The organism is Streptomyces sp. NBC_01451 (assembly GCF_036227485.1).
In the GTDB taxonomy this organism is placed as follows: Bacteria; Actinomycetota; Actinomycetes; order Streptomycetales; family Streptomycetaceae; genus Streptomyces.
Genome location: NZ_CP109479.1, coordinates 5,736,367 through 5,750,901, shown reverse-complemented (window position 1 = coordinate 5,750,901; position 14,535 = coordinate 5,736,367). Strand labels below are relative to the sequence as shown.

Annotated in this window: 19 protein-coding genes; 10 read left to right on the top strand and 9 right to left on the bottom strand. The window is 67.3% G+C overall.

Annotation, left to right across the window (positions count from 1 at the left end; genetic code table 11):
* Positions 1–19: 19 nt before the first annotated feature.
* The 4 genes from OG595_RS25155 to hemL all read right to left on the bottom strand — a co-directional run bounded on the left by OG595_RS25155 (position 20) and on the right by hemL (position 4,277).
* Positions 20–670, bottom strand: a complete 651-nt coding sequence (locus tag OG595_RS25155; protein WP_329275689.1) for a TlpA family protein disulfide reductase — start codon at positions 668–670, stop codon at positions 20–22.
* Between the two features lie 66 nt (positions 671–736).
* Entirely contained in the window at positions 737–2,080 is a 1,344-nt protein-coding gene (locus OG595_RS25150; protein ID WP_329275686.1) for a hypothetical protein, read from the bottom strand.
* A gap of 152 nt (positions 2,081–2,232) precedes the next feature.
* A complete protein-coding gene (locus tag OG595_RS25145; RefSeq protein WP_329275685.1) occupies positions 2,233–2,958 on the bottom strand; it encodes a histidine phosphatase family protein in 726 nt (241 codons plus the stop codon).
* Positions 2,955–4,277 (bottom strand): glutamate-1-semialdehyde 2,1-aminomutase, encoded by a 1,323-nt coding sequence (hemL, locus tag OG595_RS25140; protein WP_329283177.1) that lies wholly within the window; start codon positions 4,275–4,277, stop codon positions 2,955–2,957. Before hemL ends, OG595_RS25145 begins: the two co-directional genes overlap by 4 nt.
* 640 nt (positions 4,278–4,917) lie before the next feature.
* Here hemL and OG595_RS25135 point away from each other — a divergent pair.
* Entirely contained in the window at positions 4,918–5,355 is a 438-nt protein-coding gene (locus tag OG595_RS25135; protein ID WP_019061278.1) for a hypothetical protein, read from the top strand.
* Here OG595_RS25135 and OG595_RS25130 read toward each other — a convergent pair.
* The 3 genes from OG595_RS25130 to OG595_RS25120 are packed head-to-tail and all read right to left on the bottom strand — an operon-like array spanning position 5,334 to position 7,889.
* Entirely contained in the window at positions 5,334–6,218 is an 885-nt protein-coding gene (locus OG595_RS25130; protein ID WP_329275683.1) for a WbqC family protein, read from the bottom strand. The two genes, OG595_RS25135 and OG595_RS25130, sit on opposite strands and share 22 nt — an antisense overlap.
* Positions 6,160–6,849: a YdcF family protein gene (locus OG595_RS25125; protein ID WP_329275681.1), complete on the bottom strand. Its 690-nt coding sequence runs from the start codon at positions 6,847–6,849 to the stop codon at positions 6,160–6,162. Before OG595_RS25125 ends, OG595_RS25130 begins: the two co-directional genes overlap by 59 nt.
* Positions 6,846–7,889, bottom strand: a complete 1,044-nt coding sequence (locus OG595_RS25120; RefSeq protein WP_329275680.1) for a helix-turn-helix domain-containing protein — start codon at positions 7,887–7,889, stop codon at positions 6,846–6,848. The genes OG595_RS25125 and OG595_RS25120 overlap by 4 nt, the downstream gene beginning before the upstream one ends.
* A gap of 119 nt (positions 7,890–8,008) precedes the next feature.
* On the opposite strand from OG595_RS25120, the gene OG595_RS25115 reads away from it, so the two are divergent.
* Genes OG595_RS25115 through OG595_RS25100 form a run of 4 tightly spaced genes read left to right on the top strand, consistent with a single transcriptional unit; the run spans position 8,009 to position 10,393 of the window.
* The gene (locus tag OG595_RS25115; RefSeq protein ID WP_329275679.1) at positions 8,009–8,425 is read left to right on the top strand and encodes a hypothetical protein; all 417 of its coding nucleotides are present in this window, start codon (positions 8,009–8,011) and stop codon (positions 8,423–8,425) included.
* Positions 8,422–8,904, top strand: coding sequence for a hypothetical protein (locus tag OG595_RS25110; protein WP_329275677.1), 483 nt, complete (start codon positions 8,422–8,424; stop codon positions 8,902–8,904). The genes OG595_RS25115 and OG595_RS25110 overlap by 4 nt, the downstream gene beginning before the upstream one ends.
* 17 nt (positions 8,905–8,921) lie before the next feature.
* Positions 8,922–10,043 (top strand): hypothetical protein, encoded by a 1,122-nt coding sequence (locus tag OG595_RS25105; protein ID WP_329275675.1) that lies wholly within the window; start codon positions 8,922–8,924, stop codon positions 10,041–10,043.
* The gene (locus tag OG595_RS25100; protein ID WP_329275672.1) at positions 10,040–10,393 is read left to right on the top strand and encodes an ASCH domain-containing protein; all 354 of its coding nucleotides are present in this window, start codon (positions 10,040–10,042) and stop codon (positions 10,391–10,393) included. Before OG595_RS25105 ends, OG595_RS25100 begins: the two co-directional genes overlap by 4 nt.
* A gap of 28 nt (positions 10,394–10,421) precedes the next feature.
* Here the strand turns inward: OG595_RS25100 and OG595_RS25095 are convergent, their stop codons facing one another.
* Complete coding sequence (locus OG595_RS25095; protein WP_329275669.1) at positions 10,422–10,571, bottom strand: hypothetical protein; 150 nt, start codon at positions 10,569–10,571, stop codon at positions 10,422–10,424.
* A 66-nt stretch (positions 10,572–10,637) separates the two neighbouring features.
* On the opposite strand from OG595_RS25095, the gene OG595_RS25090 reads away from it, so the two are divergent.
* Entirely contained in the window at positions 10,638–10,913 is a 276-nt protein-coding gene (locus OG595_RS25090) for a hypothetical protein (RefSeq protein WP_329275666.1), read from the top strand.
* A 207-nt stretch (positions 10,914–11,120) separates the two neighbouring features.
* Here the strand turns inward: OG595_RS25090 and OG595_RS25085 are convergent, their stop codons facing one another.
* The gene (locus OG595_RS25085; protein WP_329275663.1) at positions 11,121–11,657 is read right to left on the bottom strand and encodes a winged helix-turn-helix domain-containing protein; all 537 of its coding nucleotides are present in this window, start codon (positions 11,655–11,657) and stop codon (positions 11,121–11,123) included.
* A 444-nt stretch (positions 11,658–12,101) separates the two neighbouring features.
* Here OG595_RS25085 and OG595_RS25080 point away from each other — a divergent pair, with 444 nt between their 5' ends.
* From OG595_RS25080 to OG595_RS25065, 4 genes are all read left to right on the top strand, one after another.
* Complete coding sequence (locus tag OG595_RS25080; RefSeq protein WP_329275661.1) at positions 12,102–12,422, top strand: hypothetical protein; 321 nt, start codon at positions 12,102–12,104, stop codon at positions 12,420–12,422.
* Positions 12,423–12,680: 258 nt separating this feature from the next.
* Positions 12,681–12,953, top strand: coding sequence for a multiubiquitin domain-containing protein (locus OG595_RS25075; protein ID WP_329275659.1), 273 nt, complete (start codon positions 12,681–12,683; stop codon positions 12,951–12,953).
* Positions 12,931–14,115: a ThiF family adenylyltransferase gene (locus OG595_RS25070; protein WP_329275657.1), complete on the top strand. Its 1,185-nt coding sequence runs from the start codon at positions 12,931–12,933 to the stop codon at positions 14,113–14,115. Before OG595_RS25075 ends, OG595_RS25070 begins: the two co-directional genes overlap by 23 nt.
* On the top strand, positions 14,112–14,519 hold the full coding sequence (locus tag OG595_RS25065; RefSeq protein WP_328933608.1) for a DUF6527 family protein: 408 nt from the start codon (positions 14,112–14,114) through the stop codon (positions 14,517–14,519). Before OG595_RS25070 ends, OG595_RS25065 begins: the two co-directional genes overlap by 4 nt.
* Positions 14,520–14,535 lie beyond the last annotated feature (16 nt).

Genomic DNA, 14,535 nt, shown 5'->3' with positions numbered 1-14,535 from the left:
CGTGATCGCTCCGCTCACGTCACTTCTCCGCGAGGACGGGGTCGATCATCTTGCGCAGGTTGTCCTCGCTGAGCGCCACGAGCGCGCGGGCGGCGATCTTCCCCTCCCGGTCGAGGACGATCGTGGAGGGGATCGACTTCGGGTTGAGCGTGCCCTTCTTGAAGCGGAGCATCAGCTTGCCCGTGGGGTCGTACAGACTCGGGTACGTGACCCCGTACTGCTTCTCGAAGGCGACCGCCGGACGGGTCTCCGTGTCGCGGGTGTTGATGCCGACGAACTCGACGCCCTTGTCCTTGAGGTCGGCGGAGACCGCGACGAAGTTCTTCGCCTCAAGGCGGCAGGGCCCGCACCACGAACCCCAGATGTTGATGACGACGATCTTGCCCTTGTAGTCGGCGACGTCGAGCTGCTTGCCGTCGATGGTCGCCCCGGAGAGGTCGGGGGCGACGACCCGCTTGCCCTGGGCCACCGTGGCGATGCCGCCGGTGCCGGTGACGAAGTTGGTGTCGCCGGAACCCCCGGACGTACCGCCGGAGCCGCACGCGGTCAGGGCCAGCGCGGAGGCGGCGACAGCGGCGGTGAACAGGACGGCCCGGCGGCTACGGGCCTGACCACGGGAACGGTTCGGGCGACGGTCCAGGAAGAGGGAGACGCGACTGGCGGCACTCATGTGAAAAGTTTCGCATGTCCGTTCCGAGGATCTTGCGCACCCCCCTTGCGGGCACAAACCCGCATTTCAGGCAGCGTTTCCGGTCCCCGTCGAACCCCCCGTCACGGACCCCGTGGTGGTCTTCTGCGGATCGGCCAGGAACCCCTTCCAGCCACCGACCGGCGGCTGCCCGACATCGAGGGTCCGCAGCTTCTCCAGCACCTCGGGGTTCTGTACGTCCAGCCAGTCGACGAACTGCCGGAAGGAGACGAGCCGGATGTCCTCGCCCTTCTCCTTCTCGCGCGCGATGTGCTTGAGGGCGGCCTCGACGGCGTCCATGTAGATGCCGCCGTTCCAGTGTTCGAAGTGGTTGCCGATGAAGAAGGGGGCGCGGTTGGTCTCGTACGCCCGCCGGAAACCGGCGATGTAGGAGCCCGTCGCCTGCTCGCGCCAGGCCGGGTAGTTGTAGGCGGGAGCGTTGGTCGAGTTGATCGACTGGTTGGCCAGGATGTTGTAGTCCATCGACAGGACCTCGAACTTGTGGCCGGGGAAAGGTATCGCCTGGAGGGGCAGGTCCCAGACGCCGCCGTTCTTCGTGGGCCACACCTGCCGGCCGCCGGGCGATGAGGCGTCGTAGCGCCAGCCGAGGGCGCGGGCGGTGGGCAGCAGGTTGTCCTGGCCGAGGAGACAGGGCGTACGGCCGCCGACGAGCTCCTTGTCGTAGTCGAAGGGGAGCGCGGGCAGGTCGGTCCACCCGGTGTTGGTGCGCCATTCCTTCACGAAGCCCTTGGCCTGCTGGATCTCGCTGCGCCACTGCTGGGGCGTCCAGTTGGCGACCGTGCCGTAACCGGAGCAGAAGTGGCCGTTGAAGTGGGTGCCTATCTCGTGCCCGTCGAGCCAGGCCCGCCGCACGTTGGCGAGGGTCGCCCTGACGTGGTCGTCGGTGAGGTAGCCGATGTCGGAGGCGCCGGGGGCGTTGTTCGGCGGGAGGTACCTGCGCTTCTGCGACTCGGGGAGGAGGTAGAGCCCGGAGAGGAAGAAGGTCATGTGGGCGCCGTGCGTCTTCGCGAGGTCGAGGAAGCGCGGGAAGAGGCCGTTGCCGACCTCCCCCGCGCCGTCCCAGGAGAAGATCACGAACTGCGGCGGGGTCTGCCCGGCCTCCAACGGCACGGGCCTGCCGGGCTGGTGGGGCTGCTTGCCGGTGAACGAGGTGGAGCCGTCACCAATGGGTTTGGCGGCCGGGACGGTGTGGCCGTCGGGGGACGGCTTGCCGGAAGGCCGGTCACCGGTGGAACCTCCGGTACCGCTCGACCCCTCTCCCAGTACGGTTCCGCAGCCGGCGGTACCGAGAGCGGCGGCGGCACCGAGGCCGAGGCCGAGGGCACCCCGCCGGCTGAAGCCACCGACACCGTCACCGTTCTTGCCGTGCATGGGATCCCCATTCGTCGTACTCACTGCTGGTTCACCCAGTCAGAGGGGACGACGAACAGGGAGGTTCCCCGCATTAGCACGCATTTCGGAACAATTGCAACAACCGTGTCACTGGTCGCTCAACGGACGAAAGTCTCCGAAGTGCTGGTCGATCAGGCCCCGAAGGCCTTGCTCTTCCCCTTCACCGGCTTGGCGCCGGCGAGGAGATGGGCCGGCACGAGATCACGGGCGGGCTCGGTGTAACCGACCGACACGATCTTGTCGCCGCGGTAGGTGAAGCTGGTGAGGGAGGCGAGCGTGCACTGCCGCTTGCGCGGGTCGTGCCAGAGCCGCCGCCGCTCCACATAGCTGCGCACGATCCAGATCGGCAGCTGATGACTGACGAGCACGGCCTCGTGCCCACGGGCGGCGTCCTTGGCGGCGTCCAGCGCCCCCATCATCCGTACGACCTGATCGACGTACGGCTCCCCCCACGACGGCTTGAACGGGTTGACCAGGTGCTTCCAGTTCTCGGGCCGCTTCAGGGCGCCGTCCCCGACACCGAAGGTCTTCCCCTGGAAGACGTTCTCCGCCTCCAGAAGCCGCGCGTCGGAGGCCAGATCGAGCCCGTGCGCCTTCGCGATGGGCGTCGCCGTCTCCTGCGCCCGCTCCAGCGGGGAGGCACAGACATACGTCACATCGCGCGGGGCGAGGTGCTCGGCGACCCGGTCCGCCATCCGCCGGCCCAGCTCGGACAGGTGGTAGCCCGCCAGCCGCCCGTACAACACCCCTTCGGGGTTGGCGACTTCACCGTGCCGCATGAGGTGTACGACGGTGATGTCGCTGTCGGAACCGGTGGAGCTGTTCGGGTTGCTGGAGCTGTTCGTGAGGTCGCTCATGCTGCCGTGGCCTCCGCCGCCGCACGGGCCGCCGCCGGAAGGGCGTCGGCGATTTTCTGGATGGCCCGCTCGTCGTGGGCCGTGGAGACGAACCAGGACTCGAAGGACGAGGGCGGGAGATAGACGCCGTTCGCCAGCATGGACTGGAAGAACGCGGTGAAGCGGAACGACTCCTGCGTCTTCGCGTCCTCGTAGTCACGCACCGGCCGGTCCGTGAAGAACACGGAGAACATGTTGGAGGCGTTCTGCACGGTGTGCGCGACGCCCTCCTTGCTCAGCGCCTCACCGACGAGCCCCTGGAGCCGCGCGGAGACCGCGTCGACGGTGACGTACGCGGCCTCGTCGAGCAGCCGCAGCTGGGCGAGCCCGGCGGCGGTGGCGATCGGGTTCCCGGAGAGGGTGCCGGCCTGGTAGACGGGCCCGGCGGGCGCGAGGTGGGCCATGACGTCGGCGCGCCCCCCGAAGGCGGCGGCGGGGAACCCACCGCCCATGACCTTCCCGAAGGTCATGAGGTCGGGCCGGACGCCGTCGATCCCGTACCAGCCGCTCCGACTGGTACGGAACCCGGTCATGACCTCGTCGGACACATACAGCGCGCCATTCGCGGCGCAGGCGTCCTTGAGCCCCTGGTTGAACCCGGGCAGCGGCGGTACGACGCCCATGTTGCCCGGGGACGCCTCGGTGATCAGGCAGGCGATCTCGCCGGGGTGCGCGGCGAAGGCGGCGTGCACGGCGTCGAGGTCGTTGTAGGGGAGGACGATCGTGTCGCCGGCCTGGGCACCGGTGACGCCCGGGGTGTCGGGCAGCGCGAACGTGGCCACACCGGACCCGGCGGCGGCGAGGAGCGAGTCGACGTGACCGTGGTAACACCCGGCGAACTTGATCACCTTGGCGCGCCGGGTGAAGCCCCGGGCCAGCCGGATCGCGGACATGGTGGCCTCGGTCCCGCTGGACACGAGCCGCACCTGGTCGAGGGGGTCGATGCGGGCGACCATCTCCTCGGCGAGAGCGACCTCGCCCTCCCCCGGCGTACCGAAGGACGTACCGCGCGAGACGGCGTCCTGGACGGCGGCGATGACCTCCGGGCGGGAGTGCCCGAGGATCATCGGGCCCCAGGAGCACACCAGGTCGACGTACTCGCGCCCGTCGGCGTCGGTGAGATACGGGCCACGCCCCGACACCATGAACCGGGGCGTACCGCCCACGGCGCGGAAGGCACGCACCGGCGAGTTGACGCCGCCCGGTGTGACGGCCGTCGCACGGTCGAAGAGGCCCTGCGAGACGGGCGCTTCGTATGAATAGGGCAACCCACTCGCCATTCCGCTGGCTGCCCCGCTAGACGTTTCGCTCATGACCTGCGACTTCTCCGACTTCTCGGGCTCCGATTGCCAGTGACCCCCTCAGGGTAGGGGGCCCGGGAGGGGGGCGTCGGCCCCACCCGTCTGCGAAACTGGGACCGGACACACACACGGACACAGAGACACACAGCTCATCGGGCCGTACATATGGACGATGGGCGGACGATGGTGTTCAGAGGCTGCGAAGATCCTGCGGACAGGTGTTTCAACGCACGTTTCGGCGGGCGGACGTGGGGGAGGTCACTGACACGATGATCGGGTTGCGCGACGGGGCTCGCGCGTCCTAGAACAGCAGTCGGGTGGAGATATGCATCGCGGTGGCGGACTGGGCGAGGGGACTGACGACCTGGGTCCTCGACGTGCCCGGCGGGGAAGGCACCGACGCGACATGGAGGAAGCGGCAGCGGCAGAAGCGGCACGGCAGGCACAGGCCCAGGGGATGGGCCCCGGGCAGGGCACGGGTGCGGGTCAGGGCATGGTTCCTGGCCAGGGCACGGTTCCCGGCCTCGGCATGGGATCGAACGGTGTGCCCGAGAGCGTCGACCGGAGGGTCGAGCGACTCCGGGCGGCGAGCGGGAACGGCGGTCGGAATGGTGGTCGGGTGGGGGTGACGTACAAATACTTCGGCGCGCCGGACGGCGCCACGGCAGCCCGCGTCCCGATCTCGATGCGTCCCGAGGAACTCGGCGGCGACGAACTCGGCATGAACGGCATGTTCACCAAGATCAAGCCCGAGACGATGGCCGCGATGGTCCTCACGGGCATCGAGGGCGTCCCCCTCAACAAGGTGCCCCCGCTGGAACTCGTCGTCCTGCACCCCGACTACGCGGTCGTGAAACTCCCGATGACCGTCGTCGACCCCCTGCGCGGCATAGGCGAGGAAGCGGTGGGCGCGGCGGCGTTCATCTGGTCCACGGTGCCGGATCGCGGGGGGCCGAGAGACGCGTTCAACGTGTACCAACTGCTGCACGAATGGCAGGACTTCAGCCATCGGTTGCATGAGGCGGGGCATCAGCCTTATTGCCTTGTCTGGCCGTGAGCTGGGGTTTCGGTGGTTTCGGGCGGGGTCTTCGGGCCTCGCCCTTTTCCGTACCCGGGAATCGGGCCTGATCGGGCCTGTCGGCCGACATTCATCCGAGCGGCGAGTGCCTGCGGGCCGATCGAGCTGAGCGCCCAGAGGCTGCTCACCCTGCGGGCCAAACGCCAGAGCGGGTCCCCGTCATCCACAGGGGTGCGGAAGGGCAGGACCGGAATGCCATGGGCGCCGAACGGCTCGGGGTCGAGATAGCGCATGCCGCCCGAGCCGCAGAGATAGTGCGTGCTGCCCGTCGCGAGAGCGAGATCTGCAAGACGCGCGGACCTGCCAGGTCTCGCGGGGAAGGTGCTGCCGTACAACACCTCTCCCCGCCAGCCGAGGCTGTCGAGCAGGACACGAGTGGAGGTCTCTGCGATGTCAGCCACGCTGTCCGTGTCGGCAAGCCTCGCGAGCACAGTGTCGAGAACGGTGCGTACGACAGGCCAGTGACGGCTACGACCGTAGTACTGGCGAATGAGCGGCTCCGCTGTGCGCCGGGAGCGGCTGGGCTCGGCAAGCAGGGCCTGGCTGATCAGGGTCGGGCGCCCCTGAGGCAGATTGACGGGGAGTGTGAGCCACTGCTGCCGGTCCGGGGCGTCCAGCGCAGCGAGCCGGGTGCGGTGCTGGTAGTCCCGCCGAGCGAACTGCACGTTGTCCAGGACGATCCACCGGTCGGCGGCGTACAGCTTGGCCAGCGTGGACAATCTCGGGAAGAGATTCGGCTGGTGGATGGCGCACACCCCGTTCCGTGCGCCGGTACGCAGCGGGTCAGGCGCCGATGAGGCGGCTGTCGAATCCGGCCTGTAGAAGGCGCTTGTAGGCGTCATGGACATCCTTCGGTACGTCCTGCTCGACGGCGAAGCCGAGCTTCGGGTACTCGATCACCCGTTGCAGGTCGCCGACGAGCATGTCGACGACGAGCTTTTCGTCACCGATGGACTTGATGTAGTCGTCCAGTTCCAGCGGCTCGGAGGCGCAGACGACCTCGGCCTCAGGCCACAATTTGCGGCACGTCGCGTACGAGCGGCGCTCCATGTACGGCTTGGAGATCAGCAGAAGCGACTCCACCTCCACGCCTGCGTCGGCCAGCAGCTCGCGGGAGAAGGTGATGTTCTGGCCGGTGTTCGCCGCCTTCGGTTCCACCAGGATCGCCTCGTCCGGAACGCCCAGGGCGAGCACGTGCTCGCGGTAGTGGACGGCCTCGCCGCGCGGGAAGCGGGCACGCGTGGTGGAGCTGTTGCCGCCGCTGAACACCACGACGGGGAAGAGGCCGACGCGGTAGAGGTCGGCGGCCGTCGTGGCCACCCCGAGGTCGTGACTGCCCAGGCCGATCGCCGCCGAGCAGGGGCGCTCCTCATGTCCCATCTGGTGGTAGTTCCAGATCAACGTCGCGTCGTGGAACTGCTCGTCGGTGATCTGACGTTGCTGGTGCTCCGGCACTGGCACTCCCTGGCTCATCTCTGCTGGCCTTTTCGGATGCCCTCGATGCTGCGCAGTTGGTGGCTCAGCCCGAACTGCTGAGCCACCTGTGCCGCCTGGTCGAGGACGGACAGCCCATCATTCCGGGTCGCCGCATCCGACAGAAGGATGTGCCCGTACGCGGTGTCCAGCCGCACCCGCTGCATCGGGGAGTCGACCGTGCCGGTGGTACGCGCGATGCCGATGTAGTGCAGGGCCTGCTTCAGGTCGCCGGCGCCGCGGTGGGCCAGGGCGAGCTTCTGGTGTGCCACGGACCAGTCCTCCGGCTCACCGAGTGCCTCGAACTCGCGGGTGGCAGCAGCCATGACGTTGGTGGCGTACTCGTTGTTGCCCTCCTTGCTCAGAGCCGTACCGATCCACAACCGGGCGCGAGCTCGGTCCCGTCGGCTGAGCCGCTGGTCGGCGGCAAGTTGCTCGTACCATCGGGCGGAGGCATCCAGCTGACCTGACATCTCCTGCACGACAGCGAGGGACAGCTCGATCTGGGCGACCCGGCGCGGGATGGCGAGCTCGGAGAACATGTCGCGCGCGGTCAGATAGGACTGCCGGGCGGACAGCGGGCCGAGGATCGCTCCCTGGTCTCGTTGCACATCACCGAGCAGGACAAGCGAACGCCCATACAGATAAAGGCCCTTGTCATCCAGGCCGTGCGCGTCACGGCTCGCCAGCCAGCGGTTCAACAAGGTCGCGGCGAAGGAGAAGTCCTGGCGGCCGACGCAGACTACGGCGCGCTCGATGTCCTCTGTCCAGGTCTCGTAGTCCGCCGACCGCGCGCACTTCCGCCCCGGGAACAGCACCGCCTCGAACCGGGCATGGGCGGCAGCATCGGCACGAGCGAGCGAGGTGTCGAGGATCGCCTGGGTATCGGGCCGAGGCCGGGTCTCGGCTCCCAGGCTCTCCCACTTGGCCACCGTGCGCAGTGCGACGCCCAGGTGCTCGGCGAAGGCCCGCATGCTCATTCGCAGAGCAGCACGCAGAGCGCTCGCTTCCCTGCCCGTCCACTGCTGCACGCTGACCACGGACTACCTCCCTCCGTCACGTATGGAAGCACTCTCGGTGACGACGTGGGGCGGGAAGTGCAACGGAAGTACAACAGCAGGTCATTTCAAGGCCCTTCACGCCGACCGACGCTGTGGACATGGACGACGAACTCATCACGGAACGCCGACGCGTCGCCTTCCCCCAGGTCTTCGGCTACCTACGACACGTCACCGGCGGCCGGGTCCGCCATGCGGCGCTCGTCGACTGCCTCACCGACTACTGCCGCCGACACGAACTGGCCCTCTGTGGCGTCTTCACCGACCGCGACACCACGGTGGCCATCCGCTCCTCCGCCTTCATCGGGCTGGTCGACACCCTCGAACTACCCGACACATACGGCGCCGTGGTCCCCGCCCTCAGCCACCTCGGTCCCAGGAGCATCGGCAACGAACGGAAGCAACAGATAACAGCAACGGGCACCCGGCTGATCGTGGTCCGCTCCCTCAAGCCGATCACGGAGTCCGCGCCTTCCCGCGGCACGAGCCCCAACCTCCAGCCCCAGGGGGACACATGATGTCCATGCGCGACGCGTTGCGCAGCGCACCCATGGTCAGCGACGTGCCCGGACTGCGTCTGCTGAAGGTAGGCGACGGCTGGGACCTCGTGCGCACCTCTGCCGAGACCGGTCTTCTGGCCCTGGCCCACCTGCGCGGCACCGGTGCGTCGATCGGCCCGGTGCTCGACGACGGGCCCAACGAGCGCCTCTACTACGCCATCGCGACCAGCACCGCCGACAGCTGGGACGACCTGCCGGTACGGCACCTCTCCACCAACTCCTGGCTCGTCGCACCCGGCGTGGAGCGGCTCGACGACTGGTTCGGCGGCTGGTGCGAACTACCCGACGACAACACCCTCACCGACTCGGACGCCCTCCGCACCGCGCTCCAACACCCGTACGTCGCCGGTGCCCAGGAAGAAGCGCGCTCTGACGCCGGTATCCAGGGCCAGGCACGTCCCGTCAAACCCGGCAACACCTCATTCCGTCCGGCCTGACCGCAAGGGGACATTCCATGACGGCCCGTCTCGTCTCACCGAACACCGTCCTCGCCAACGCCCTTCTCCGCGCCGAGGACGTTCTGACGCCGCGCATCCTGGCCGCTCCGCCCGAGCGGATCGTGCTGGTCGTCGGCACCCAGATCAACGGCACCCCGCACATCGGCACCTCGCTCGTCCAGTCGCTCGCCTTCGCCATGGCCGCCCGCCTACGGGACCGCTTCGGCATCCCCACCGAGGTCCTCTTCAGCGCCCTCGACAACGCCCCGTACGAAGTGTCCACAGACCCGGCCAGCGGCCACCGCTACCAACGCACCTACGCCCAGGCCCTCGGCAACCAGGCCCTGACCGACCTCGTCGCCGCCCTGTACCAACCCCTGTTCACGGCTCTCTCCCGGCGCCTGGGCATTCCCCACCGTGCCGCGACCTACACCCAGCAGCAATCTGGCGAACACTTCCGCCGCACCTGGCTGCGGCTACTGCCCCGACTCGACGCCGCCCGCTGGTGGCTCGCCCCCTCCACCGGCACCCCACACCTTCGAATCCCCTGCCCGCACCCCGGCTGCGGCTGGTCCGAGAAGCACGCCGAACGCACGCGCGTGCACCTCACCGACCGAGAAGGTGCCGACGTCGATGCCATCTGCCTCCACCACGGTCCTTACCAGGTCACCATCACGCCTACCGCCGGCGCCTACCTCGACTTGGCCACCCTGTACCGCAACCTCGTCAAGGAACTCGCCCTCAACAGCACGGGGGCAGGTGGAACTCTGCACGTGATGGTCAAGGGCGGCGACTGGGTCTTCGGCTCCCTCCTCGTCGACGAAGCCCTTCAAGCCGTCGGCCTCACTCGTGCCCAGCTCCCCGCCCGCCTGTTCTGCCCACAAGTCGTCACCGACACCGGTGCGAAACTCTCCAAGTCCCTCATCCGCGAAGGCCACGCCCCCTTGCCCGACGGCGCCGCCGACTGGATGCTCGACACCCGGCAATGGCCCGGCACCATCAGCGAATACGCCGACCAACTACTGGCCACGGCCGAGACCCTGCTGTCCGACCCACGGCACTTCTTCCGCTCGTACTCCGCAGCCGAGATCGGCCGCCTCATCACCGCACCAGCGCCCAGGAGCATTTCCGCCCTATGAGCAACACCACCCCGCGTGTCCGCGAACTCAACCTCTACCGCCAGTACTTCGACCTCGTCGCCGCCGGCACCAAGACCATCGAGGTACGGGTCAAATACCCCCACCTCGCCGACCTCGCCGCCGGCGACACCATCCGCTTCCGCATCAAAGGCACCGAGGAGACCTGCAAGGTCACGGTCAAACGGGTCACCGAGTACTCCAGCTTCGAGGCCCTGCTCGACGGCGAGGGGCCCTCCAACGTCAACCCCACCGCCACCCGTGACGAGCAACTCGCCCGTATCCGGGCCATCTACCCACCGGCGAAGGAAGCCCTTGGTGCCATGGCCATCCGGATCGGCCTTCTCCCCTGACTCGGAGCCCGCCCCACGAGGTGCGGTCCTACTCGGTGTCCCGCTCCCCAGAGGTCCCGGGCGGCGGCGCGGTGGTCGTCCGCGGGATCAGCGTCGCCGGCAGGACGATGTGCTGCTCATGGTCCGCGTCGGAGTCGTCGATCAGCCGCAGAGCCAGTTCGCTGGCGACACGGCCCATCTCGTAGGGTTCCGGGCGGGTGGCCAGGCTCCTGGTGCTTACGATCGTCGTGCTCTACCCGACCTCATGGCGCTCAAGGAGTCGCTGTACGGGACCAAGGGGCTGGACCCGGCGACCGGTTTCATCAGCGGCACCGAGTCGTTCGTGGGGCTGCGGAACTACGCCGACATCTTCGGCTCCGCCGGAGAGCAGTTCTGGAACACCACCTTCTTCACCGTCGCCACGGTCGGCCTAGAGGCGGTGATCGGCGTGGCCATGGCCCGATCATGCAGAGGGCTACAGCCGCACCGCGAACCACTCACCCGCATCGGCAATGAGCTCCGCTCTCCCGCCTCCGCCTGAACTGCATCGATCTCAGAACCTGACGAGGAGGCTGTTGAATCCGGCGCTCAGAAGCCACTCGTAGCATCTCGGGCCGCAGCTGGCGGCCGGTCCCACACGAACGCGTCCATGTACGGCTTGGAGATCAACAGCGCTGAAGCCCGGACGAACTCGGCGGACCGGCAGCGTACTGAGCCTTCACGAGTGGGGCGAAGGCCCGGCTGCCCCTCAGAAGGCAGGCACGCTGTAGATGAACTCCTTGCCGCCTCGGTCAGGGCCCGCGGAACGTTCACGCCGGAGTGCTCCCGCTTCCAGGAGACGCTTGAGCCGATTGTTCGCGTTAGGCAAGGAGATGTGCAGTTCCTCGGCAAGCTCCGCCGCACGGAAGGCACTGAGTTTGCGTGCGCGCTGATAGGTGTCCGTCAGGACTTCTGCATCCCCGAGGAGGGTGTGACTCTCGGCATCCACGGCAAACTGTTTGCGCCTTTGCAGACACACGTTGACTGCGTCCCGGGTCTCCTCGTTCAATCCTGCGAGCTGCACGGCTTCCACGGCATGACCTTCAGCCGAGAGAAGCGTGTAGAACTTGCCGAGGAACTCGTCCGCGAAGCTGTTGGTCATCGCAACGACGCCGACGAAGTCGATCGTCAGCATGGGCAGGACATCAGACTGCCGCAGGTGCTCTTCCAGGTCGGCTCGCGCTGCCGCCCCTCGGGCGCGCGTGAAGAGGAACTCGCCGTAGGGCTGTACGGGGAAGGTGCTCATTCCTTGCCTCGTCGTTTTCATTGAACGCATTGAAGCATAGTGAGGTTACGGCGCAAATGAGACTCTCAGCCATGCCCATGTGCCGTCCACGGGCATGCCCGTGGTGAAGCCGCGCACGGCAGGTGCCCCCGCGAGATGTCTGGCGGCTCGCACAAGCCCGTGCCCACTTCGCAGGACAAGCCGGGTTGGCCCGGTGCCGCCGGCCTGACTGAGCAGGTCGGGCAGCCCGTTGCCACGACCTCCCCCGGTACCGCTGATGCCACGGCGGAGGGCCCTATGGAGTGCAGTTTCACTGTCCGCCAAGTCGGCGTGGTCGGGGTTTCGGCTCAGATGGGCGAGGACCCCAATGCCGTTGTCGCAGATGGCTACTTCCAAGCGACGGGTTCCAGTGGTCTTTCCGGTGTACGTCTGGGCAGCTATATAGGCACCCCCAGGGCCGCACCCATGACTGACGGCATTGTCGATCAGCTCACCGACACTGCGGGCGACCTGAGCACCCGGAGACGCACCAAGGTTGGCAACAGCGAGAAGACCTATGCGCTCACCTACGTCGTCGGCGGTCTCCGGGGTCAGGAGAGTGGTCTCAAGGAGAGTCGCGCGATGGTCACGCCGGTCATCGAACGGAACGGCCCCGACGACAGTGGCGCCCTCGGGAAGCTGGGCGAGGAGGTCCATCCGCTGCAAGTAGGAGGCGACACGAGGATCGGAGGGGAGACGCAGCACACTCTCGCCGGACATGACAGAAGCGGCTTGGGCGAGTGCTGATACGGCGGCGAGGTCGAGTGGGCTGATGAACTGCAGCCGCGTGGCGTCGACGGTGAGGGGCTCGCCGGGGCGGAGATGGAGAGCCAGGTCGGCGCGGAGCAACGGGTGGCGTCCGACGAGTTCGAGTAGCACGACAGACCAGGATGCCAGGGGCACCGCCCAAGAACGGGTGTCACCCGTTCAGGCGTGTCGCGTGCGACTGCGGTGACCCGTGGTACGGTTTCACTGGCTTCAATGAAACCGACGAGAGGAGCCGAGATGCCTGACGTCTCCGCAGCCCCCAACGCCCACCAGCGCGACTACAAGATCGTCGTGAACGCACGCGAGAAGACCGTCCACCAGGACACCCTGACCTTCGAGGAGGTGGTCCGACTGGCCCTCGATCCCGTCCCATCGGGCCCGAACGTCCTCATCACGGTCAGCTTCCGGCACGCCCACCAGAAGCCCGCCGACGGCACCCTGAGTACCGGCGAGAGCGTCGAGATCAAGAACGGGACGGTGTTCACCGTTGTCGCCACTGACAAGTCGTAGCCCTGACCTGAAGCGCCTCCAGGACGAGGGCTTCGAGGTCGAAGTGAAGGACGGTCACCTACTCGTCCACCATGTCCCGTACGTGGCAGCGGACCGTACGGTGCAGTTCGGAGTCCTGGTGTCGGAGCTGACGTTGGCCGGCGACGTCACCACGACCCCGGGCACCCACACGGTCCACTTCAGCGGCGGCACGCCCTGCGATGCCACCGGCAAGCCGCTGAGCAAGCTCATCAACGCGACTACCAGCGACGTGCTGGCGGGCGTGCAGACAGCGTGCATGTTCTCCAGTAAGCCGGTCGGGACGGGCGTGTATGCCGACTACTACGAGAAGATCACCTCGTACGTGGCGATCGTTTCCTCCCCGGCCCACACACTGGATCCCGACGCAACGGCGCAGACATACAGGGTGGTGCCCTCCGAGACGCAAGACTCCGTTTTCCGCTACGCCGACACTGCGACCAGCCGGGCCGGCATCGGGGCCGTCAGTCAGCGTCTGGCCGCGATCGAGAACGTGGCGATCGTCGGTCTGGGCGGAACCGGCGCGTACATCCTTGATCTGATCGCCAAGACCCCGGTCACACGGATCCATCTGTTTGACGGCGACCGCTTCCTTCAACACAACGCCTTCCGCGCACCCGGTGCGCCCTCTGAAAAGGAACTGCAGGGGGTGCCGTTGAAGGTCGACTACTACGCGGACCTCTACGGAAAGATGCGGACCGGCATCGTCCCGCATCCGATGTTCGTGGACGAGACGACCGTCGAGGAACTGCGCGGGATGGACTTCGTGTTCCTCGCGCTCGACAAGGGAGCGATCAAGCGTCCGATGGTGGGCCGGCTCGAGGAGTACGACATGCCCTTCATCGATGTGGGCATGGGCATCCTCGTGTGCGATACCTCCCTGACGGGGCTGCTTCGAGTGACCACTAGCGTGCCCGGCCAGCGCAACCACGTCCATGAACGGCAGCGAATCCCCTTCGCTGACTCGGACGAGGACAACGCGTACGCCAGCAACATCCAGATCGCCGAGCTGAACGCGCTGAACGCCTCGCTCGCCGTAGTGAGGTTCAAGAAGGTCTACGGTTTCTACGTCGACCTTGAGCGTGAACACCACAGCGTCTACCAATTGGACGGGAACGTCCTCACCAACGAGGACACGGGGTGACGGACGCTCGGATCACACATGCGTTCGTCGATTGCTTTCCGGAGCAGTTGGACCAGGGCGTGGTGTACATCTCCATCCGCTACGCCCTGGTCACCCACCTGTGCTGCTGCGGCTGCGGGTACGAGGTCGTCACTCCCCTCGCGCCCCGGGAGTGGAAGCTGACCTTCGACGGGGTCTCGATCTCCCTGCACCCCTCGATCGGGAACTGGAGCTTCCCGTGCAAGTCCCACTACTGGATCCGCAACAACACAGTCGCATGGGCTAGGCAGTGGACCGAGAAAGAAATCTCCGCCAGCCGCAGACCTGTGTACCCAACAGCTGAGGCCATGCCCCGAACGAGGCCGAAGGCTACGACCTTCCTGGCCCCCTCCAAGTGGCTCGCCGCACTGCGGAAGCGCAAGTGAGGGCACATCCAGGGCA

Bases quoted from the DNA above. Each gene is read 5' to 3' on its own strand.
- OG595_RS25125 (WP_329275681.1), bottom strand. From the start codon at position 6,849: ATGAGCCAGGGAGTGCCAGTGCCGGAGCACCAGCAACGTCAGATCACC.
- hemL (WP_329283177.1), bottom strand. From the start codon at position 4,277: ATGGCGAGTGGGTTGCCCTATTCATACGAAGCGCCCGTCTCGCAGGGC.
- OG595_RS25145 (WP_329275685.1), bottom strand. From the start codon at position 2,958: ATGAGCGACCTCACGAACAGCTCCAGCAACCCGAACAGCTCCACCGGT.
- OG595_RS25085 (WP_329275663.1), bottom strand. From the start codon at position 11,657: ATGAGCACCTTCCCCGTACAGCCCTACGGCGAGTTCCTCTTCACGCGC.
- OG595_RS25075 (WP_329275659.1), top strand. From the start codon at position 12,681: ATGCCTGACGTCTCCGCAGCCCCCAACGCCCACCAGCGCGACTACAAG.
- OG595_RS25100 (WP_329275672.1), top strand. From the start codon at position 10,040: ATGAGCAACACCACCCCGCGTGTCCGCGAACTCAACCTCTACCGCCAG.
- OG595_RS25090 (WP_329275666.1), top strand. From the start codon at position 10,638: ATGGCGCTCAAGGAGTCGCTGTACGGGACCAAGGGGCTGGACCCGGCG.
- OG595_RS25080 (WP_329275661.1), top strand. From the start codon at position 12,102: ATGACTGACGGCATTGTCGATCAGCTCACCGACACTGCGGGCGACCTG.
- OG595_RS25110 (WP_329275677.1), top strand. From the start codon at position 8,422: ATGATGTCCATGCGCGACGCGTTGCGCAGCGCACCCATGGTCAGCGAC.
- OG595_RS25095 (WP_329275669.1), bottom strand. From the start codon at position 10,571: ATGGGCCGTGTCGCCAGCGAACTGGCTCTGCGGCTGATCGACGACTCC.
- OG595_RS25130 (WP_329275683.1), bottom strand. From the start codon at position 6,218: ATGACGCCTACAAGCGCCTTCTACAGGCCGGATTCGACAGCCGCCTCA.
- OG595_RS25115 (WP_329275679.1), top strand. From the start codon at position 8,009: ATGGACGACGAACTCATCACGGAACGCCGACGCGTCGCCTTCCCCCAG.
- OG595_RS25150 (WP_329275686.1), bottom strand. From the start codon at position 2,080: ATGCACGGCAAGAACGGTGACGGTGTCGGTGGCTTCAGCCGGCGGGGT.
- OG595_RS25105 (WP_329275675.1), top strand. From the start codon at position 8,922: ATGACGGCCCGTCTCGTCTCACCGAACACCGTCCTCGCCAACGCCCTT.
- OG595_RS25155 (WP_329275689.1), bottom strand. From the start codon at position 670: ATGAGTGCCGCCAGTCGCGTCTCCCTCTTCCTGGACCGTCGCCCGAAC.